General features: G+C 40.9%; 29 protein-coding genes. All 29 read right to left on the bottom strand.

Going from position 1 to position 20,731, the window contains the following annotated elements:
• Positions 1 to 6: 6 nt before the first annotated feature.
• A complete protein-coding gene (locus E4T82_RS05515) occupies positions 7 to 474 on the bottom strand; it encodes a hypothetical protein (protein WP_135181873.1) in 468 nt (155 codons plus the stop codon).
• A 44-nt stretch (positions 475 to 518) separates the two neighbouring features.
• Positions 519 to 968: a phage tail tube protein gene (locus E4T82_RS05510; RefSeq protein WP_135181872.1), complete on the bottom strand. Its 450-nt coding sequence runs from the start codon at positions 966 to 968 to the stop codon at positions 519 to 521.
• Positions 965 to 1,369, bottom strand: coding sequence for a minor capsid protein (locus E4T82_RS05505; protein WP_135181871.1), 405 nt, complete (start codon positions 1,367 to 1,369; stop codon positions 965 to 967). Before E4T82_RS05505 ends, E4T82_RS05510 begins: the two co-directional genes overlap by 4 nt.
• Positions 1,369 to 1,719, bottom strand: coding sequence for a minor capsid protein (locus E4T82_RS05500; protein ID WP_135181870.1), 351 nt, complete (start codon positions 1,717 to 1,719; stop codon positions 1,369 to 1,371). The genes E4T82_RS05505 and E4T82_RS05500 overlap by 1 nt, the downstream gene beginning before the upstream one ends.
• Positions 1,719 to 2,060, bottom strand: a complete 342-nt coding sequence (locus E4T82_RS05495) for a putative minor capsid protein (protein ID WP_135181869.1) — start codon at positions 2,058 to 2,060, stop codon at positions 1,719 to 1,721. The genes E4T82_RS05500 and E4T82_RS05495 overlap by 1 nt, the downstream gene beginning before the upstream one ends.
• Position 2,061: 1 nt before the next feature.
• Entirely contained in the window at positions 2,062 to 2,454 is a 393-nt protein-coding gene (locus tag E4T82_RS05490; RefSeq protein ID WP_135181868.1) for a hypothetical protein, read from the bottom strand.
• 26 nt (positions 2,455 to 2,480) lie between these two features.
• A complete protein-coding gene (locus tag E4T82_RS05485; RefSeq protein WP_135181867.1) occupies positions 2,481 to 2,672 on the bottom strand; it encodes a hypothetical protein in 192 nt (63 codons plus the stop codon).
• A 15-nt stretch (positions 2,673 to 2,687) separates the two neighbouring features.
• Entirely contained in the window at positions 2,688 to 3,497 is an 810-nt protein-coding gene (locus E4T82_RS05480) for a N4-gp56 family major capsid protein (RefSeq protein WP_135181866.1), read from the bottom strand.
• 3 nt (positions 3,498 to 3,500) lie between these two features.
• Positions 3,501 to 4,130 (bottom strand): hypothetical protein, encoded by a 630-nt coding sequence (locus E4T82_RS05475; RefSeq protein WP_135181865.1) that lies wholly within the window; start codon positions 4,128 to 4,130, stop codon positions 3,501 to 3,503.
• A gap of 96 nt (positions 4,131 to 4,226) precedes the next feature.
• The gene (locus E4T82_RS05470; protein ID WP_135181864.1) at positions 4,227 to 4,457 is read right to left on the bottom strand and encodes a hypothetical protein; all 231 of its coding nucleotides are present in this window, start codon (positions 4,455 to 4,457) and stop codon (positions 4,227 to 4,229) included.
• Positions 4,450 to 4,584, bottom strand: a complete 135-nt coding sequence (locus E4T82_RS12955; protein ID WP_265588306.1) for a hypothetical protein — start codon at positions 4,582 to 4,584, stop codon at positions 4,450 to 4,452. The genes E4T82_RS05470 and E4T82_RS12955 overlap by 8 nt, the downstream gene beginning before the upstream one ends.
• Positions 4,585 to 4,644: 60 nt before the next feature.
• Complete coding sequence (locus E4T82_RS05465; protein ID WP_135181863.1) at positions 4,645 to 4,872, bottom strand: hypothetical protein; 228 nt, start codon at positions 4,870 to 4,872, stop codon at positions 4,645 to 4,647.
• Positions 4,862 to 6,505, bottom strand: coding sequence for a phage minor capsid protein (locus E4T82_RS05460; RefSeq protein WP_135181862.1), 1,644 nt, complete (start codon positions 6,503 to 6,505; stop codon positions 4,862 to 4,864). The genes E4T82_RS05465 and E4T82_RS05460 overlap by 11 nt, the downstream gene beginning before the upstream one ends.
• Complete coding sequence (locus tag E4T82_RS05455) at positions 6,498 to 8,000, bottom strand: phage portal protein (protein WP_135181861.1); 1,503 nt, start codon at positions 7,998 to 8,000, stop codon at positions 6,498 to 6,500. Before E4T82_RS05455 ends, E4T82_RS05460 begins: the two co-directional genes overlap by 8 nt.
• 10 nt (positions 8,001 to 8,010) lie before the next feature.
• On the bottom strand, positions 8,011 to 9,333 hold the full coding sequence (locus tag E4T82_RS05450) for a PBSX family phage terminase large subunit (RefSeq protein ID WP_135181860.1): 1,323 nt from the start codon (positions 9,331 to 9,333) through the stop codon (positions 8,011 to 8,013).
• A complete protein-coding gene (locus tag E4T82_RS13090; protein WP_322783538.1) occupies positions 9,326 to 9,610 on the bottom strand; it encodes a hypothetical protein in 285 nt (94 codons plus the stop codon). The genes E4T82_RS05450 and E4T82_RS13090 overlap by 8 nt, the downstream gene beginning before the upstream one ends.
• 198 nt (positions 9,611 to 9,808) lie before the next feature.
• Positions 9,809 to 10,015: a hypothetical protein gene (locus E4T82_RS05440; RefSeq protein ID WP_135181858.1), complete on the bottom strand. Its 207-nt coding sequence runs from the start codon at positions 10,013 to 10,015 to the stop codon at positions 9,809 to 9,811.
• A complete protein-coding gene (locus E4T82_RS05435) occupies positions 10,015 to 11,100 on the bottom strand; it encodes a DUF4417 domain-containing protein (protein WP_135181857.1) in 1,086 nt (361 codons plus the stop codon). Before E4T82_RS05435 ends, E4T82_RS05440 begins: the two co-directional genes overlap by 1 nt.
• A gap of 47 nt (positions 11,101 to 11,147) precedes the next feature.
• Positions 11,148 to 11,612 (bottom strand): hypothetical protein, encoded by a 465-nt coding sequence (locus tag E4T82_RS05430; protein ID WP_135181856.1) that lies wholly within the window; start codon positions 11,610 to 11,612, stop codon positions 11,148 to 11,150.
• 361 nt (positions 11,613 to 11,973) lie between these two features.
• Positions 11,974 to 12,384 carry a transcriptional regulator gene (locus E4T82_RS05425; RefSeq protein WP_135181855.1) on the bottom strand — a complete coding sequence of 137 codons (411 nt, stop codon included), beginning with the start codon at positions 12,382 to 12,384 and terminating at the stop codon, positions 11,974 to 11,976.
• Positions 12,381 to 12,650: a hypothetical protein gene (locus E4T82_RS05420; RefSeq protein ID WP_209304576.1), complete on the bottom strand. Its 270-nt coding sequence runs from the start codon at positions 12,648 to 12,650 to the stop codon at positions 12,381 to 12,383. The genes E4T82_RS05425 and E4T82_RS05420 overlap by 4 nt, the downstream gene beginning before the upstream one ends.
• Positions 12,647 to 13,975: an SNF2-related protein gene (locus tag E4T82_RS05415; protein WP_135181853.1), complete on the bottom strand. Its 1,329-nt coding sequence runs from the start codon at positions 13,973 to 13,975 to the stop codon at positions 12,647 to 12,649. The genes E4T82_RS05420 and E4T82_RS05415 overlap by 4 nt, the downstream gene beginning before the upstream one ends.
• Positions 13,962 to 14,246: a VRR-NUC domain-containing protein gene (locus E4T82_RS05410; protein ID WP_135181852.1), complete on the bottom strand. Its 285-nt coding sequence runs from the start codon at positions 14,244 to 14,246 to the stop codon at positions 13,962 to 13,964. Before E4T82_RS05410 ends, E4T82_RS05415 begins: the two co-directional genes overlap by 14 nt.
• Before the next feature lie 356 nt (positions 14,247 to 14,602).
• Entirely contained in the window at positions 14,603 to 16,990 is a 2,388-nt protein-coding gene (locus E4T82_RS05405) for a DNA primase family protein (protein WP_135181851.1), read from the bottom strand.
• A gap of 3 nt (positions 16,991 to 16,993) precedes the next feature.
• Positions 16,994 to 18,910: a DNA polymerase gene (locus E4T82_RS05400; protein WP_135181850.1), complete on the bottom strand. Its 1,917-nt coding sequence runs from the start codon at positions 18,908 to 18,910 to the stop codon at positions 16,994 to 16,996.
• A gap of 1 nt (position 18,911) precedes the next feature.
• Positions 18,912 to 19,148, bottom strand: a complete 237-nt coding sequence (locus tag E4T82_RS05395) for a hypothetical protein (protein ID WP_135181849.1) — start codon at positions 19,146 to 19,148, stop codon at positions 18,912 to 18,914.
• A 228-nt stretch (positions 19,149 to 19,376) separates the two neighbouring features.
• Positions 19,377 to 19,631: a hypothetical protein gene (locus E4T82_RS05390; RefSeq protein ID WP_135181848.1), complete on the bottom strand. Its 255-nt coding sequence runs from the start codon at positions 19,629 to 19,631 to the stop codon at positions 19,377 to 19,379.
• Between the two features lie 163 nt (positions 19,632 to 19,794).
• Entirely contained in the window at positions 19,795 to 20,295 is a 501-nt protein-coding gene (locus E4T82_RS05385) for a DUF1642 domain-containing protein (RefSeq protein ID WP_135181847.1), read from the bottom strand.
• A complete protein-coding gene (locus tag E4T82_RS05380; RefSeq protein WP_135181846.1) occupies positions 20,270 to 20,719 on the bottom strand; it encodes a hypothetical protein in 450 nt (149 codons plus the stop codon). The genes E4T82_RS05385 and E4T82_RS05380 overlap by 26 nt, the downstream gene beginning before the upstream one ends.
• Positions 20,720 to 20,731: the final 12 nt, after the last annotated feature.

The following is a 20,731-nucleotide window of genomic DNA, read 5'->3' as shown; positions in this document are numbered from 1 at the left end:
GTCACCTTATTTCTTCTTTTTACGAGTTTTCGGAGTTCCTTGTTTGGTGTACTTGGCGATACGGTCTTTCACAACTGCCTCACGCTCGATTTGCAATTCTTTTAGTTTCTCTTCAATCAAGGCGCAAACCTGCTCAAATGTATTCTCAAGAGCTTGATGATCTGGAAATTCTTTGTACAGTTTCGCCAAAGTCCCATCGCCGAACAACAAATCATATTGAATCTCAAGGAATTTCTTTTCGAGTTCCACTGCTCCTAAAACAGTATCTTTCGTAATTGAATCCTCTTCAATATCTTTCCCGATATTCGATTCAATAATAGCTTTTTCAAATTCGTTCAGTCGGCGAGTTGCTTCTTCTTCCAAATCAAAAAACTCTGCCAAACGCTCATTCGATGTATCAAACCACAGACCAACTCCGCCAATTGTGACCGGAAAGCCTGTACGCTTCACGTCAATATTCAAACCTGCTGTCATGCATTCCTCCTTATAAAAAAAGAGAGGGTTACCCCTCTCAAGCGTTAATTAACTGGTACAGACTCTTTTGGAATAGAATTGTACGAAATCTTGCAAGAGAACGCTTCGTAATCAGAAGCCGCTCCAGAACCCGCAACAATTTCTGACACAGTCGCAAGACCAATCCATTGTTTCTTACCATCAGATGACACGACCTTGTGCCACACCAAACGTTCATTGCCTAGCTTATATTTCAAACTCGCAATGTACGCCTGCGCTTTGTCCTCGGGGTCATAAACCCCCTCAACAGTATAAGCGCCTTTGACAGCCGTTACAGTTGTTTCTGCAGTACCGTCCCCGTCATAGTACGCTTCCTCGGTAGTTGTCTCATCTGTATCATCAGAAATATCTGAAATCCACTTTGCAATCTCTAACCACGCATTAGATTCAGGCTCTGCACCTCCTGCGACGTACGGTGCGATAAAATGTCCGCGCAAAGCATTCTTTTGTCTCATTTTTGTTTCTCCTTTTTAAATTGTGTAATATTTGCTTTTGCATTTAACAAAAAGACCAGCCAACCCCGCTCATGAACTGCGTTCACAAATGGTCTGCTAGCCACTTCTATATCTTCGAATGTAAAACTATCATCTGAACTCACTAACTCCGTCAACGATTCCAAATGGCTCGATATGCTCCACAAAGTAGCTTCTGCCATTTGGCCATCTTGTGACTTAATAGCAATTTCAAGATTCAATGTTAGTTCTTTAGTACCATCATAGTATTCCCGTTTAACTGCGCTGTTTGGCAACGTATAGACGACTAAACTCTCGCTATCATCTAAATATCCGACTTTCATCTTAAATGGCAAATCTGGAATCTGATTGATACTGTCTTTTAAGCGTTGTAAAAAATCCATTACAAACCAGCTCCTTTCGCGAAGACATCTTGCCAACGATTCATGTAGATAGCTTTTGCTTTCTCGTCCCACCGTTTACCAGTCCCGGGGGTTGAGTAATGTTGAAAACTCACAATCCCGTTAGTCCCATAGAACTGCGCTCGTGCGTAGACCGTATTCCACTCAATTCCGTTTCCATTTTCAATGACATGTCCAGAAGCACGCAAAGCACCTCCTTCGTTTGCCATAGGGACAAAATTGGTCATGTCTAGCAACATCTGATTCGCCATCGCTACTTTGCCAAGAAGAATATTTCGGTCACTTAATTTTGACTTGACACCGCTCAAATCAACCTTGATACGAATAGACATTAGACCACCTCCAGTTCATACGAATAGAGCTTATCTGCATCAAATTCCTTTGTTTTTATGACTTGAACAATAGTGTGTTCTTGCCCGTCAAACTCTAAAAGCGACTGCTCTTTGAACTCTGGAAACGGGTCTGTCAAGCTCTCATAACAAAATACTACTGCATTGTACAGCAATACTTTGCCATTTCCAGACCACGAGAATTTGGGGCTACGGTCAATTCGGACATGCTCGATAGTAACTCTATCAGCATATACCCGCTTATTGTAGTCACCCTCTCCGATATACTCACGATAGGCGACACTCTCAATCAAGCTAGCTTTTGGTGGTTTTGGTAACTTCATATCAAATCCCCCTGTAAAGCAAGCCAGTACAAGATAAGCAGACCAGCGTATCCGTCGCAACCAACGCTCGATTGCGATTGCTTGCTACCTGCCGTTTACCATTCATAGAAACAGTCGTGCGTCCAACCGTAACCGTATCAGGAGTACTATTCAATCCCTCTGCGGTGTCAGAATCCATATCGCTGAAATATAGCACTTGCGCGCATACAGCTTTCTTGAATTGCTTCACTCGGAACTGCACAGAATCTTCGTTAATATCGTTAAATTGGTAATAGCGCATAGTCAACTGATCTACGACCTCTTCTGCTTTTAGAATGTACTTATCAAATTGTTCTTCCGAAATCCTATCCTCTCCAAGAAACTTTCGGCACTCATCGAATGTTACGTAATCCATATCACCCCTACCTCCTGCTAACTCTATTATTCAGAGGCATCCTCTAAGACACCCTCCTTAAGGATGTCGACAAGCTCTATTCCTTCCCCGAAATAGAGCTTACCTGTCCTGTTGACTTCGTCAGCACGTTTCTTTGTGAGTTCTACAACATCTCCGATTTCGCAGAGAGTATTTGTATCTCTATCTGTATAGGCTTTTTTTACAATGTATTTAGGCATCTATTCGCTCCTTTCTTACACAGAAGGAGCAAACGTGATTTTAATTGCTTTTTCTGCCTTATACAGATACACTCCATAATGTTTGTTGGCGATAATTTTGTTAATCAGGCGTGATTTATCACGGTCTGTTTCAACCATCGTTTCACGTTTTAGAAGAATCTTCAACGCCCCTTTACGAACCATGAAACCTGTACCTTTTGGACATTTACGAGAGCGAATAATTTGCACACCCAAAATATCCCCATAAGTCCCCGAGATAAGACGAGACACCCCAGTCTCTGTATTGATGAATTCTTTTCCTGCTGCGATTCGCAAAGCGCTCGCATCTTGCGGATTCATCACCAAAACCGTTTCTGCATCGTCTTCGTCATTAAAGATATCCAAAGCTTTAGATACTCCATCAACGGTGATAGATGCCGTAACTGTCTGAGTAGAACCCTGAAGCGCCGTCAAAACATCCGCATCTACCTTGTGATCAATAGCTTCTGCGATTTGCTTTGCGGCTTGCCCTGCTGGATCACCGTATCCAGAAAGAAGAGATTCGTCTGTCAATTCTACCGATTTACCAATCTTCTTGATGGTCATTTGTGTTTGTGTGAAACCGAGTTTGGATGCTGGGATTGGCTCACCTTCTCCAACTTCTACCGCATCACCGATATAGTCCCATTTAGGAACTGTTAGGGTTGTACCCGGTCGTCCTTGAAGTGTTGTATCCACTTCTGCAAGGGGCGCGAAACGAATCGCTTTGCCAATTTCTGCGTCAATCATTGGTGCTAGGACTTGTGGATCCAGCATTTGCGCCATCATAGTTGTATTTTCTGCCATTTGTTAGTCTCCTTTTACTAATCGCTCAAATAGAGCTTGATTTTTCTGCTTTAACTCAACTCGTTCAAGATAAGTCATTTTGTTAAACTGCTCTTTTGTGACACTATCGCCAGTTTGAGCAGATGGATTCCCGGCAACTGTAATTGTCGGGACTTTTTCACCTTCAACTGCTTCCTGTTTGCTGAATTGAGGGTATTTTTTTAGCACTTGTCCAATTGCATCATCAATAGACATGTCATCTGATACTAAGCGCTCCGCGAGAATGATTACATCATCCACAGCTTCAGTGTTAACTCCCAATGTCAAGGCAGAAAGCTTCGCTTCTAACGTTTTCTTTTCTGATAACGCAGATTCTAGCTCTTGTTCTTTGACAGCTAACGCTTCTGCTTGTTTTTCTGATTCGCTCTTTTGAGAATCCTGCCACTCTTTTAGTTTTGCAAGCCCATCTTTTGCACTCTTGATATCTTCAAATCCTAGGCTTTTAAAGATTTTTTCCTGCGCCTTTTTGGACTCTTTCGCAACTAACCCCGTAACCTCTTCTTGTGTAAAAGTTTTAGATTCTTGAGTTTGAGATTCTACGTTTTCTCCAGTATTGACTGACTGGTCAGTTGTTTCTTGAATGTCTTCTACCATTCTTTTTTCCTCCTAATTTTTAGGTAATACCTTCCGCTCTTTAACGTCTACGGATAAAGACAAAATAAAAACCGTCTGGATTTCCACACGGGTAGATTATTTACGATTGAACCAAGATTTTTTTGAAATCTTATCAGCAACTTTCTTCTCAAGGTAATCAAATCTTGCATTAGTTGCCTGCACATTTTGCGAGTTAACTTGCTCCTGCTTCTCAACAAGATTCAAAAGTTGCCTGTTTTGCTCAATCAAGAGATTGATAGTACCCTCTGCAATTCGCAGACGGCTTTCAAGTCCATGCTTTTTCTTCTTTTTCATACGTCTATTCATGATTATTAACTCCTAAAAACTTATTTTTAATCTCTACAAGTAAATCGTATTCCGTTTTTGGAATAGTAATCATTTCCGGACCAGTTGTTTTTAGTCCGGTAAAATTGTTTTCTATATGTTTTTCCATTATTTCCTCCTGTTTTTGGATATAAAAAAGCACCTAGATTAACTAAGTGCTCTTGGTTTCTTAAAATACAACTTGCTTATCTAGCAAATTATCTTCCGTATATTCCACAGTAAAGGTATCTAACTCTTGAATACCTCGCCCCATCACAATATTGTGAAAGATATAGTTCTTGTCCCCAATAGTAATCATTCCATTGGGTTTAGAGTGGCTAAAATCTGGATTTTCCACAGTAACTGAAAGTAAGCCAACTGTCTTTAACGGAAAAGTTGAAATAACTTTATTTTTCATTTTCTAGTCCCTCCAATTCTTTTAGATAAGCTTTCAATGCTTTTCGAGTTTGTTCTACTTCTGATTTCGGTACGCTATATTTATCAGTGACCGATAACAGATACTTCTGCGCCGCTATCTCAGCTTCTATAATACTTTTACGATTGTTTGTATCAATCTCTCCTCTAAAATGTTGATTAGCATGGTAAAGTTCTTCTAGAATTTCAGAAATAATCGGTTTCTTTTGTAAAACAATTAAATCTTTACCCAAACAAATTGCATCCGCTCCTTGTAAATTTAAATACGCAAATGCTTCACTGTCCTGCCAAACCTTACCTCCACGTTCCCTGAAAGCCTTTGTTAGAGCTTTTTGTCTTACAACCGGAACAGGACGCCGCTTGTTCGGGTCTTTATTTCGTTTCATGCTTTCCACACTCTTATTATACACCTTATCTTTGCGACTTGCAAGCGACTTTCTCAACCTAATTTCCTGCTTCGCATAGCTATCCGGGTTGTAATAATAGCGCTCACGATTGACACGCCGAGCCAAAAATGGGTGTTCGTCAATATACGCACGATAAGTCGCATTTAGATTGACACCCTTCAAGCGGTACTTTTGAATCAGCTCTTCATCACCAATCGCTTTTGCGATATGCAACCGCTCTTTATTCTTGCGAATCTCACGCTCGAATGCACGTTGTTGAGCCTGCACTCTAGCATTTTCTTCTGCTTGCTCTGGAGTAACATTCTTCAAGTAATCAGGTAAATCAGGTTTGCGATTCACACCTACGACAAAAGGCGTTAAGAAATGCCCGCAATTTATCCCTAGACAGCCTCCAGCCGTCCCGTACCCATAATCACCCAAGGACAAGATTGAAACGCCGTCCTGCTCACGAGAAGCCCCTTTAGTGACAATCTGGTGTTGCAAAGGAGAACACATAGCACGAGCGCTAATCTTTTTTGAGTAGTAAAACGTATCAACTCCTAATTCTGCAGCAGGTCTTTCCCGCATATCCCGATAAACTCGGAATGTCGTAGTCTTGATAACAGTACGAGCATAGGCCTCGGCACGCCACGCCCTACCAGCCTTATCCGTAAAACCATAAAAACCCTTGTCAAACCACTTCATCAGCGTTTCAGATAACGCCTTATCTGCTGACTTAGAACCAATCACGACTCCAGCAACCGTCTGCTCTATGATTGACCTATAGACCTCTTGAACGCTCCGAGGCAAAGTTGTGTTAATCAAGTTCCCAAGCTCTAAAACAGTTTGATTTGCATAGGCTTTCAACGCTGCCTGCGTACCGTAGCGATTAGGAAGACTAGAAACGCCCAAATCATGCGCTAATTGCTCGTGAACATCTTGATAGACCTTATACCCCTCATTCTCGATAACGTCCCGTAAAACGGACTCTGCGACCTCTGAACGTTTAGCAATCAACTTGACATTTTCTTCCGTCAACATGTACATGTCATTCAGTTTCTCTAATTGCCAAATATACGGCTCTCGGATAAGGTCTGCCGTACCACGTTTCTTCAATCTACGAATGATATTCTCGAACAATTCAATAGATAATTGTCTGTAAATATCTGCAACCTGCATCATTTCCAGCTCAAATTGCTCATCTCCTTGCTCGAAAGGTAGCTTATTCATCGTACAAGTTCCTATCTACTTCGCTAAGATTTGGTCTCTCTTGACTAATTCTATCTATCATCTCCTGCGCTTCATTCTCTTTAATACCGAAGACTTTTTGAATTGCGTAAGATTTACTAACTAGACCACTCGCTAATGCTTTTGTCCAATAGTCCAGCTCATTGTTGCGATCTGTGAATACTCCGTCATCGAGGTTAACGACCACATCATCAAGACTTGGAATCTCGCCTGTGTATAATCGATACTTATCTGCACTTGCTAATTCTAGCATAGAAACGACTAGCTCTTTAATCGATTGCTCAACTAAACTAACAATGCTGTTTCGCATTTGGTAGGTATCGGAGTTCTCGGATACAATTTCGGTAGCTGTCTTCATGCTCTTGCCGTCAAAGGTAAACATACCCGCTGATACACCAATCTGCATTTCAAAGAGTGCCAATCCCTCGTTAATCGCCTTGATATAGTCATCAGAACGAATAGGAGTGGTTAGGTCGTGAATACCGATTTTCAATTCATCGCTACCGCCGTTGACTTGCATGTATACGTTTTGTTCGGGGTCAAACTTATTGCTCGCAAAGACTTGTTCACCTCTCTGGTCTAGTTCTAATCGCACAGTCTGTTCTGGCACGACCACCCTACGCTGTCCCATTCTGACTTCCCATTTAAACTCGTCGTAAGTTGTATTGATGAAATCAATCGTAGACTTCGCATTGTCAAAAACAGACAAACCAAGCGGACTGTTAATATCCTTGTTATTCATTCCCGGTGTTTTTAGATAGGTGAACAAAGGGCGACTAAGTTTATCAAATTTTACAACCTCTGCCAAATCCTCGTACAATTCTGCTAACGGCACTCTATCTCCGACGATTTCTGCTTGTTCCGATTTGTACAACTCGTTTGTAATCTGATAATCGCCATTTTGCCACTCATGCAACTCGATAAGCGTATAATACGCATTCTTTTTATTAACAGACTTGATCGTTTTTGTGACAATCGCAGCACTTGAAACATCCTGTGTATTTGATTGCAAGGGTAGAAAAACAGGCGCTTGGATAAAAGCGACCCTGACTCTATCATTGTCAATGTAGGGCCTCATAGCAAGACCGCCAAGAGCAAGGCAACTCTCAAGATATCGCTCAAAATTCTTATTAAAACGATCGCTTTTTAGCTGGTCTTGAATAAACCTGTTAGCTACTTTATTCTCGGAAACCAGAATCTCTGCTTGCTCATTGTAAACTAAGCTGGCAATCTTCCTACAAGCCGTTCTAGCAATAGGGAGATGGTTTCTCTCGCGCATTTTCTGTTCGTTATTCGAATTCGTGTACAAGACTTTATCCCATTCACTTTTGAAGTATTGTAAACTTCCTTGAATCCTCCTATACTCTTCTTCGCTTACTGCAATTTTAGGGTGGTCTGTAATTTTGACCAGATGTTGATTCGTCATGATGTACTGACCTCTTTTGAATAGATTTTTAATTCTCTGAACAATTCTCATTGCCAGCTCCTTATGTTTTCAATTCCAACAAACTAGCGTTATCAATGACGAAGTATTGCAAAGCGTCGCAAGTGTGGTCATCTTCCTTTACGACTTTTGGATCATCATTCATAACTGTTTTTTCGTCCCACATATACTTTTTGTGTTCTTCAATGAAATATCGCAGATTATTTTCACTCGGCAAATAGAAAAAGCGCCCCTCTGCGAGAAGCGACTGTACAAACTCAGTCATGACAATCTTTTTCTTTTTAGCGACTGGATGCCACGACACCCGATAGTCTTCCAAAAACTGGTTGCGCAACGCCCCTTCTGCACTATCAATCGTCTGTTTCACGATAGGAGCGTTAGGAAATAACACCATCTGCCTTTTCATAAACTCATAGACCTCACGAGTTAACACGCTAGGCGCTTTCTTATTAGCTTTTCCTGCGGGCGAATAATAATAGTTATCTACAAGGTAAATCTTGCTTTTATTATTCTCTGTCCTCTTGTTAGTCGTAACCAAGTGCAAACAAGTCGTAGCAGATTGAGCATGTCCCGTATCCATGGCAAAAAACTGCCCAATCACTCGCTCGCCATCTGGTATCTTTTCTATACGTTGAAACAAATCAATGTTATACACATTTGTCCCAAGCCCGACTGGCTCACCAAGATAGATATAGCGATAATAATCGTAATCATTCTGTTTTATCCGCTCAATATCCGCTAACATTTGGTCTGTCACAAAACCTAACTCATCATCAAGATAGCTGGATTCATGCACAAGATAATCAGGATTTTCTTTCAACTCCTCTGCCCATTCATTGATCCAACTATAAGGATTTCTAGGTGGATTGTAAGACCAAAAAAACTGAACGAAATCAGCTTTTGGGTGCTTCTGTCTCATAAAGGTAACGTTGGACTGGTCAAAATCCTCTTGACTAGCAAACTCTGCCGCCTCCTCATACCAAACCGCGATGATATTCCCAATGTCGTTTGATTTTAACTTTTGGAAATCATCTTGGCCGTAGAAATAAAACATTGAGCCTGTTCCTTTATGCTCAATCTTGAATGGCGATACCGTCATCTTGAATCTGTGGATAACTCCAAACATTCGCAACGCCCATTGAATTTTAAGGTACACGCTATCGCGTATTGTATTTCCAACCTTACGAATGACAACCACATTCGCCTTATCTCGCCGCATGATGTAACAAATCATTTTAAAAACAAGTAACAAAGCAACGACTGATGATTTGAACGAGTTCCGCCCGCCTTTCAAGATATTATACGGCTTTTTGGATTTCCAAACTGATTTGAAATGAGGATTCACATTTTTCTGAATATCAATCATCTTGTACCTCGTCTGCCCAAGAATCCACAATGATGATTTCGTCTAAACTGTCGTCACCAGACAAACCTTGTTTCCTCTTCTCATTCTCCAGCTCAAGAGCCTTAATCCTCTGTCTTTGCTCTTTTTTATCAAGGCTATCTTTAGTCTCAAGACTAGTCAACTTGCTTATCTGTTCAAAGGCTCTTACATCGCCTTTCATTGCTTTTTGGAGCATAATCATCGCAAGGGCCATTTCGTTTGTTGCTTCATAGCCCATGGCTTCGAGTTGAATTTTCATTTTTTCACTCGCTACATCTGACTGCAAAATAGTCTCAAAAGCCTTTTTTAAATTTGCTTTTTTTCTTCTAGCGATCCCAGAGGCTTTTCCGCCTTTTGATGCAATTTTTCTCTGTTCGCTCTCTGTTCGATTATTGAACGGCCTGAGATTTTCAGTACTACCTCTAGGCAATTTATGGCCTCCTTTCAAACAAAAAAATCATATGTCTTGTCTAATATCATAACCTCGTACCTTCGCTGTTTTCAAAACATGCTTCCAAGGGGCTTTAACCGGTATCCAAACACCATTACTAGGATTTAATTTTTCGGCAGTGCCTCCTTTTCCTTTTCGGTAAGTTGATTGTGCCCTTCCTTTATGATCCTTAATTTCTACGAATCTACCTACTTTGGCTCCGCGTCCACCCATTATTTCTTACCTCCTTGTTTCATTCGTTCCGTTGTCGCATTGTCAAAATAGACCACTTCTACATCTTGATAATCATAATCAACCTTACCACCATAAACTAATAAACGTTTAGGTGACAACTGTCTAATCATCTCGTCGACTCCTTTTCTCCATATTTCTAACTGTTCCTTGTTTTGCTTAACTCCAATAGTGCTGATTGCCAACGTGCTACGTTGTGGTAATCCATCAAAGCAAAACTCAAAACTATTCTCATAAGCCCAAGATACTGTTGGAATGACTACAATCCCATAATCTTGCATAATTTGACCAATCAAACGTGATCGATAAATATTCCAAACTTGCATGGCGACTGGCATGTCAAGATATAAGCTGAAATCGGGTGTTAATACACAATCAAAATCAACTAACTTCTCAATATAAAAATCTGGTCGTTGCCAAATTCTCTCAAATTGATAATCATCTAAAAAGAAATGAACACCCGCTACATAATCCGGCTTGTTCAAAACATAGTTAAACCCCTGTAACTTACCTGGTAAATGGTCAACCGGCTCAAGTATAGGAATATTAAACTTTCCTGCGATGCGTGTCTCATCATAATCATATAAATTGTATTGATTGATAGCGATCTGCCTATGAAATTCTTTGTCGCTGTCCTCAATATCCCCGTCATCACTAGCGGTTGTTTCATCAACGTCATCTATCCCGAAGTCTAACCCTGTGACTTCTAGTTCAAAGCCAAATTGCGACATATCAATTGTTTCAAAATCTATTTTCTCAAGGTTGAGTAACTCCATATCCCATTCTGCAAACTCGCCGACCTTATTATCAGCCAAGCGAAAAGCCTTGACCTGCTCTTCGGACAAATCATCAGCGATAATAACTGGCACTGCCTCAAGTCCCAATTTCTTCGCAGCCTTGTAACGAGTGTGTCCATTGATAATCTCGCCGTCCGATGTCGCAACGATTGGCACCTTGAAACCGAATTCTTTAATCGAATTAGCTACTGGACCTACTGCACTATCATTATTTCTAGGATTGTTGCTATATGGTCTCAATTCGCCTAAATTCATTTCAACAATCTGCATAAGTGCCTCGCCTCCTTTAACAATCAAAAAGTCACACGCTTGTGTGACTAAGTAATGTTTTTAAAATTGTTATATGTCTCTACCAATTTTATCAAGACCCTTAAAACCAAAAAAGAACTTACAAACATCATTACTGTTGTTGCTAACCACCCTGATATTAGGTATATAGAAATAGAGCTGGTATCCTCTTTGTCAAAGAACAAAGCTATAAACGATAATAATGAACTTACGAACGATAAAACAGTAGCGATTAATAGCCTATCCATTATTTTTATATCTGTCCCCAGGTCCTCCATCATACTTACTAATTTATTAGAACCTGAAGAGGGTATCAATGAGAAGCTAGCAAAAAAGATGGCTGTTACAATAGCCGAGAAAGATAATGAAGCAGACATAATTTCAGTAAAGTTATTTAAATTTTTCGGGCTGATTTTAAAATACAAGCTAACCAAAAACGTAGCTATACCCCAAAATATTACTAAAATATTCCTTTTCAATCTTCCTTTTTTCATAATTACACCTCAAAATGGACATTATAAATAGTTTTTAAGTAGTCGTAATAATAAGCATATGCAGTATTTAAAAAACCATAAACAGCCCGATCATCCAATACTTCATCATAATTTATATTGCCCTTTAAAAAAAATTAGCTTTCGCTTGCTTGCTTTTCATATAAAACACTCCATATTTTTATCACTTTAATAATACTACTAAAAAAGCCTTTACACAATAGTGCATCAGGCTTTTTTGATAAAAGTATGGAATTTTTTGCATAAAATGCAACGGAGAGTGCAGGATTCGAACCTGCCTCTCAGATTATTTGCATGATACCACTTTATCAGGAAAAAAGTGACAATTCAAGAGTTTTTTGTGTCATTTTCCCATTTTGTCCGCAAAAATTTCCAAAATACGCTGCCGTTTACGATAAATGCCTTTTGTTGAGGTCTGGATTTTTTCTGCTATCTCCTCCCATGTATTCAAAGAACCCCTGCCCCAACGCAATTCAAACACTCGGGTCAATTCGTCGTCCAGCTGCGCTAGTGTAGCCTTAACAGCCGACTGAAAACTCTCTAGCGACTTTATGCGCTCATCGTCTGCCCACTTAACTGCTATCGACTCTGTTGGTTTTGAGATAGCACCGCTACGACTGCCGCCTATATTTTTGTCGCTATTCTCTTTTGATTGTAGCTCAAGTTTTCGTATCGCTATTTTCTTTTCGCAGTCGCAATACTCAAATAACCATTCATCAAACGCTTTTAACTGTGCTTTAGTTAATCTGCTCATTCCTTAAACACCTCTCCTTCCCGAATAAGAACCATGGCGCGACCACCTTTATGGTTTGCGGAAATAAGTTTCATCCTTGAAAATATATGGCGCTCAGACCAGCCCTCCTCCACTACAAAATGATTGGCGCGTAATCCGTAGTAATAGTCATCATTTTTCAAAATCATACAGCACGATCGCGCATGAAATGCATTTAATTCATCAATTTCCACAGAAGTTAAGTTCTCAACCGTGTTACAGAATATTATCTTCTCTTGTGTCTTCAAATCAATCCTCCAATCTGCGCCTTTACCGCTTCTAGCAAGGCGTTCTGTTTTGCTTCTTTACCCTGTAAGATTTTTAAAACTCTTTCATCAACAGTATTTTGTGCCACTAGATGATGAACAATGACAGGTTCGGTCTGACCTTGTCTGTCCAGACGTGCGTTCGCTTGTTGGTAGTATTCCAAGCTCCACGTCAAACCGAACCATACAATGATATGCCCGCCCTTTTGTAAATTTAGACCATGCCCTGCAGATTGTGGGTGACATAGAAGGATAGGAATGTCACCCCTATTCCATCTTTCTACCGAGGTCAATTCTTCTGCTTGCGGGAATCGTGCTTTTATTCGCGCTAAATCATGCTGGTACTGATAAAAGACTAGAATAGGCTGCCCTTGGCTATCTTCAACGATATTTTCCAAGGAATCCAGTTTGTCATCATGGATAGTAACGACATTTTTATCGTCATCATAGATAGCGCCATTGGCCAACTGCAACAACTTGTTTGCCAATACTGCTGAATTAGTAGCAGTAATCTCCTTGCCTTTAAATTCCAATGCAAGCTCACTCTCCATCTGCTTGTATTCTTTGAGATTAGACAGCTTAACAGGTACTATGTTGTTCGTTCGCTGCGGTAGATTCAGATAGTCTTTAGCTTTCATACTAACGCAGATGTCATCTAGCTTATCGTAGATTTCATCTTCTGCACCTTCTCGCAAAGCCCAACTATACACAATCGGACCATTTCGTTTATCTGGCGTAAAATATCGTTCTTTAAATCGAGTTTGACTCGTCTCTAGTCGTTCTCCCCTGTCCATCAGATAGATTTGTGGCCAAAGGTCTATTAAACTGTTTGGCGCGGGTGTGCCAGTTAGCCCAACCAGCCTTTTGATTTTTGGTCGAACCTTACGCAAGGCTCTAAAACGCTTTGCCTTGCTAGACTTAAAACTGGACAGTTCGTCAATGATAACAAAGTTGAACGGCCACTTTGTTTTGAAATGTTCCACAAGCCAAACTACGTTCTCTCGATTGATCAGATAGAGATCCACATTTTCAGACAAAGCTTTTTCACGCTGCTTAGGACTTCCTAGAACTTTCGTATAGCTTAAACCAAATCCCCATTTTTCAATTTCAGTGGACCACGTTTCCTCTGCTACTTTCTTAGGAGCTATCACAAGGATTTTCAAATCCTCGCAAAAGACATTTTTCAATTCATCAATCGCGGATAAAGTAGTTAACGTTTTACCCAATCCCATATCTAGCAACAACCCACAATAAGGATGTTCTAAAATCCAATCTCTGGCATACTCTTGATACTCATGTAGCTTCAATCTCTCCCTCCATTTCTAGTAGTGCCCTATCCACGGATTCGTAGGAGTCAACAACCCAAACCTTGTGCCCTAGCCGTTCAAACTTCTTATGGAGAATCTGCTGGCTCTTCCTCGGCTTTTTGCCAGAGGCTTTCACCTCGACAAAAAACACACCTCTCTGATTGATGATAATTCGGTCTGGCACTCCTATTGTCCCAGGGCTAGTAAATTTCAGGCACAGCCCTCGGCACTTTCGTTTTAAATAATTTTCAATATCCCTTTCTGATTTCATCTTTCCTCCAAAATTAGGGTAACAAAATTTTTCAACTTATTATTTCTCTATATATTTTATATACACATACACCTTATATATACACTATATATATTATTTATTATTATATATAGCTAATAGAGAAAAGATGTTACTTTGTTACCAATCATAGCTAAAAACTTGATATAACAGCCATTAAAGAGGTAACAGAAAAGTAACAAAGGTAACTTTTTGATAGGGATTTTTATAAAATTTTCAAATTGTGGTAACAAAGTAACATCTTTTTTCAACTGATAAAATTTTTTTGAGTTTGAAATTCTTGTTACTTTGTTACCCCAAATTTTCAAAATCCCAAAAATGTTACCCCGAAATGTTACCTAAAAATCATCTAATAGTTTGAACCCTGTCCAAGATCGTACCGGCTTCTTGCCAATTTTTACAAGTTTATCTTCAAAGCCCAGCTCTCGCAAACGCTGAATAAATGTATTTTTAGCTAATGGTTTGTATCCCGAGTCCATACAATATTGCTTGTAAGCTGGATAGACTTCAGCTACTGGAGCTTTATTGTCTTTGCCCACTGCGCATTCGTCTTCCAGGAACATAGCGACGACGTCGTTTCCACGTTCCCACTTTTCAACACTTTCTACCATAGTTCCGCTCAAGCTGAAAGCCTTAGTCTCTAATAATCTTCTTAACCCATCCATGGACTTGTTGAAGATACCAGGTAGCTCAGACATAATCGTTTTAAGTGGGTATTTGGATTTCACTTCGTCTGTCAGAATCTTGTTCATTTCAAGAATCATCATCCGGCGTTTCAGACCGCCGCTAAAGTCTCGCATGGGTGGAAGTTCGTTCATGGCAAATGTTAGTTTGGCATAGTTGTAAAAGGTAATTGGCTCTTTATTCTTTCTATCTGCGTAGATAGAATCCTCTCCGGTTAACATCTTTAAAGTCGCTCCGTCTGCTAGATATTGGGGCTTTGCATCCGTGTCAAAGTTGGCAACTTTGCGATATAGTCCAATTTTGGCAAAACGTTCGGTCATCAAACCTTGCAAGGTGACTGCCGCATAGCTATCACTGCCAATCATCTCCCGCAAGATATTGATAATCGTTGACTTACCTGTGCCACCCTTACCCTGGATAAATAACATTTTTTGAATCGTGTATTCGCGGTAAAAATTGTAACCGAACCATTCGTAGACAAAATCTATGTTTTCAGCGCCCACAGTCTCACGCAGAAAACCGTCAAAGTTGGGGCACTCTGCCCCTGCCTCATATCTTACAGGGTGGCTTGACCTTGCGTGTAGTTCAGGATCAAACTGGCCAACAAAGCTGTCCTCTTTCAAATCATACACACCGTTTGTTAGAACAATCTTGTGTATGTCGCTTTCCTTGAAAACTTCCTTAGAGAACGCCTGCGCCCTAATCGCTACGATTGTTTCGTTGATATGCCGAATCTTCGTAATTTTGCCTAATTTCTTCGTTGAAATATAGCTGCGCAGGTATTCTTCTGCATTTGGAATCCAAATTCCCTTTTCAGCTTCATACCTCAAGAACTCCAGTCCATCGTACCATACTGGAACCTCTCTCAATATCTGTTGAGCTAGCAGATAGCTATTAACCTCAGGATTTCCCCTCTCATCAATTTCTAGCCATTCCCGTTCATCTTCTACGCCCTCTGGCGGTAGTACCTCGTCAAAGTCGCCAAGCGCTTCATTCATCAGTTCTTCACGAATAACTGGAAGCTCTGCCACCCACTCATTCATAGCCTTACTAGAAGGCAGTTTATTAGTGGGCGCCCCATCTTTCGCGTCTCCGTCCATGTCTCCAAATTTGTGAATCCGTACTAGGTCATAGCTGTTGACCAACCTATCCCCAACCGGGTCTGTCCCGTGGTGACTGTAGGCAAACACATCATCATAGATAACCAAACCATTCGCCGTAGAGCCTTCTACATAGGTATAGCGATCGGGCGTTGTTCCTTCCGCATAGATATCCGGTAAGAACTCCACAATTGCTTGTCTGATGTCATAGTTTCGACAGAAAGCTCCAACTAGCCCCTTCTTGCTCAAGGGGTCGCCCTGCTTCTTCGCTTCGGATTTCCGCCTCACGGTGTGTGTAGGGCTTTCTGGCCAAAAGCTAGAATCTTTCCAGTCCGGGTAGGTCGCCAGTACCTCATCTACATCTAGAAACGCTTCATCATTTACCTTAAAGATAAACTCCGCATCTCGTGAATGGCTGGGGAAATACATCATTCGTACACCTTGGTAAGTCGTATCATCAAAGTTTCCCATGCCTAGCTGATTCGCTAGATAGCGGGCCACTGGCTCGTATTCATCCGGCAACATTAAGCGGTCTGTCGGAATAATGATGCGGTATTTAGGGGCTTTGTGAGAGTGACTATGCGTGCTGTACAGTACATAGGCATAATCTGCCATAAGCTCCAAACGGTCAAGAAAATCACCGCTCGGGCTATCTGCATCTAGCGCCACAAGTGAACGACTCTGCACATGCCCATTCTTTCGTTGTCCCTTTTTCAGCCATCCACCCACGAACCCGCCAACGTCTTTGATCTGACCTTTTTCAGCCCGTGACATCTTCTGGTATTCCGCAAAAGTCTCTTGCGTAACTGTAGGATTTCCTAAGCGTTCGACCAGCTCTTGCCACGTGCATGTCTCATTTTTCCATTTTTTTGTCGTTCTAGAAGCACCGACGGATAGATGAATTTCTTTCATCGGGGCATGTCTTATTTTTAATTCTTCCATACATCAATCCTTCTTATAGTATTTTGTTACATAGCCCTCGCTATTTAGCGGAAGACCTTCTGCCCACTCTGGACACTGAGCCATAAGGCTGTTAATCGTCTCAATATCGGTGCCTGCGCTCTCTACAATACACTCATCATGGACATGAAAGACAACCGGATATCCTGCCTCTTCAAGCCTTAAAATAGCTTCTGCGAGAACGTCCCTAGCGGTTGCTTGTACAATGTTTTCGACCAGCTTTCCACCGTAGGTTTCTTGTTTCGTGAAATAGGCCCTATCTCCTTGCCCCTCATAGACAATCTTGTCCCCAAAATCTCCAGCCTCTAGCTTTGCCTTAGCATACGCTAGGGAACGACCACCGGGAAGCTGGATCAGCAAGAAACCTTTTCGATACTTAAACTTTAACTGCCCAAGCTTGACTACGGCTCTAGTCCGTATTGCTTTAATCGCTGCCTTCTGAACATCTTTCCAAAATTGAACAATTTTAGGATTAGCACGGCGCCAGTCATCAACTAGACTTTGTAGCTCGTTTTCAGCCACTCCCATCTCTAAAGCCCCCATCTGCTTGAGGGCCCCTGGTCCTCCTTGATAACCAAGCGCTAACTCTGCAATTTTTCCTTTTTGCCGTAGTTCTTTATCCACTTCTTCAATCGGGATATGGAACATCTGACTAGCAGATGCCTCATAGATTTTGCCATGGGTACTAAACACATCAAGTCGCCATTTTTCGCATGCATACCAAGCAATCACTCGGGCCTCAATAGCAGAGAAATCGGAAACGTAGAACTCTTTATCCCCTTCTGCCACAAAAGCTGTCCGGACTAGCTGCTTTAAAGTGTCATTCAAGCTGTCGTAAAGAATCTCCACAGCGTCAATATCTCGCCTTTTCACGAAGTTTCTGGCGTCGTCTAGATCCTTGAGATAGTTTCTCGCTAAGTTCTGAACCTGCACTACTCGACCAGCCCAACGACCTGTCCTGCTAGCTCCGTAGAATTGTAGTAGTCCGTGAACTCGTCCGTCTGAACAGACAGCACGCTCCATGGCTTCGTACTTCTTCAAGCTAGACATAGCTGTCTGAAGTTTCAACTCAAGCACTCTCTTGAGCTCTCCTGTCGCTGTTTTTAACGTAGACTGGACATCGGCCTTAGTTAACCCTTCTGGCTTATAGCCGTGTTCTTTTAACCAAGGAAGCAGTTTAGCGCGACTATTGGGGTTATCTAATCCCGTAATAGCTTTTAACTCATCAAAGAGCATTTCCATTTTGACATCTTTACAGTAAAGCGCTGACTGGACTAATTCACTATCAAGGGCAACTCCTCTATCGTTTATCCGCTGATCAGCAGCATAGTAGTCCCACTCACGTTCGTGCACTGGGAGAGCGGACAGCTTTTCGGCTATGGCCATTTCGACCACAACGTCCTGTTTACAGTAGTCACTAAACATCTGCCACTTCTCGAGGTCGTGTTCGGGAAGATTTCTAGTTCTGCCACCGTTTGCCTTTGTTGGTTTACAGGGTACTGAAAAATACTTGATAAGATTCTTTCCTGCGGTATCCTTTTCCTCTGCCAAGTTAAGATACAGGGCACAGCGCTCCAAGCTTGCAGGCAATCCTAGCTCCTGCGCATGAACCATGGTACAACGCCATTCTCTAGGGTCAAGCTGAACGCCTAAATACTTCCCTAGACACACACGTTCAAATTGAGCATTGAAAGCGTGCTTGATAACCTCACTTGACAAAATTTCTTGTTTAACCCCTTCTGGAAGCTCTTCTTTTGTCAAGTCTAAGCACTCCACATCGCCCCCGTCAAAAGAATAGGCGAACAGCAGAATCTCAAAGTCAGGAGCGTCAACATACTTATAGACACCGTCTTTAATGTCATTTGATGAGAAAGTTTCAATGTCAATTGATAAGTGTTTCATGTTAATCCTCCACAGCTTTTTTATAAGGCTCCCAAAAATCTTCCAGTTTCCCCGATAGCGGTAGCTCTCCGTAATGAATGTAGCAACTAATAGCATTTTGCAAGTTTGTACTATTCGTGCCACAGAAAGGCACATCTTCTAAATCAAGCCCATCTAAAAGTTCTGATTCTAAGCGCTGAACGAGCTTCATTCTGCTTCTGGCATTCTTTAGTTTGGCAAAAAACTCCTTTTTGGTCATCTAATCACCCTCCCGGATACCCTACGTACCTATTCATCTCCTGCAGCTGCTGCGTGATGACTTCGTTGTGCTGATGTAAGTGCTCTACTTTGAATTCTAGCTCATCAATTCTTTTTTGCTGAATAGCAACTATATGTGTCAAGAATGCTACGCTCAATATAAGACCTGTAATACAGCCTAAGATGCCACCTTTTGCAAATCCTTGTCTAAAACTGTTAGTTATTCTAATCACCTCAACAACTCCTTCCCGTTCGTAAATTCTTGCGATAGTTTTTGTAGGTCTTCATCTGAAATATATGTCACACCTTTTTTCTCAATTGCAGACAAAATGTGATTGTATGTAGGTATATATTTGGGAACTTTCAGCCAGCCGTGATCATTTTTAAAGCGAGAGTAGAGAACACCCTTTCGAACTTCGAAGATTACAATATTTTTCCATGATTGGATTCGAAACGGTCTGTATTCATCCATATGTGTGGTCATTTGTTCACCTCCTAGAAATAAGTTCTAATATCTGTTTTATAACCGCAGACAATACATACATCTTGTTCAATCCACCCATGTTTTTGGTCTTTGTAGTTCATATCCTCGAAATATACAGGGACTAGTTTGTGTAAGCTAAGTTTACACCTTAGTTTTCTAAACATCACTCCACCTCCTCTACTTCAAACATACTATTGCCAAACACACCGCCAAAGCCTGCTTCTTCCAATTCATCCTTTGTGTGACTTGTAGAAAATGTGTCTATTTCTAACATTGACACAAATATCCATTCATCATATTCTTTATCATAGTTAAGATAGAGTTGACGCTCTGCAAGATTTTTGAATTTAACCCTATATCTCTTCTCCTGCTCTATCTCATATCCGTCAAGCCAAGCACGAGTGAATATTTCTTCGTTGTTGTTCATATCTAGCCAATTTATGATAGCCTCATTATTATCACCAAATAGAGCAGTAAATAATTTTTTCCCACGCTGTTTTTGCTGTTCTAAATAATCCGCCACAAACTGCGGGATTTTGACTTTCGGGCGGTCGTTCAGTTGCCTCACCAGCTCCAGCACGCTATCTTTTGAAATGACTACTTTCTTGTCAATCAAATGTGACGGCAACTGCTCAATTTTATTTAGTATTTCTTGTGTGTTCATCGGTTTCCTTCCACTCAAAATTGATAATAATCTTTATGATGGCGACAATAGCTTTATGCGCTCTATCATTAGCGCTTGAAGACCATTTATCCCACGTATCGCGTAACGGCATGAACCCTTTATCAAAACAATATTCCATAAATTCTGTAGAAAAAACATCCTCTTTTTCTAAAATATCAAAGTGTTCATCTAATTGATGACGGTATGCCTCACCTAAAATCTTTGTAATTTCGAAACTTGTGTCAGTGCAATCTCTTAGATAAGACTTGCGAAGATTATCCAAATAAAGTAACTTGTCCTCAAATGTATAATCTTTGTTTGTTCCTTTTGTAAAGTTCACAAAACTCTTTTTAACCAAATCTTCAAGATTTTCAGGTAAACATTCAGTCTCAATCGGCTCAACATAAGGTAGTCTAATTTTCATCTGTTTTCTCCG

Origin of the sequence: Streptococcus cuniculi, from assembly GCF_004570575.1 — a bacterium.
Classification (GTDB): Bacteria; Bacillota; Bacilli; order Lactobacillales; family Streptococcaceae; genus Streptococcus; species Streptococcus cuniculi_A.
The sequence above is the reverse complement of the archived record's forward strand: the minus strand, read 5'-3'. Positions and strand labels throughout refer to the sequence as shown.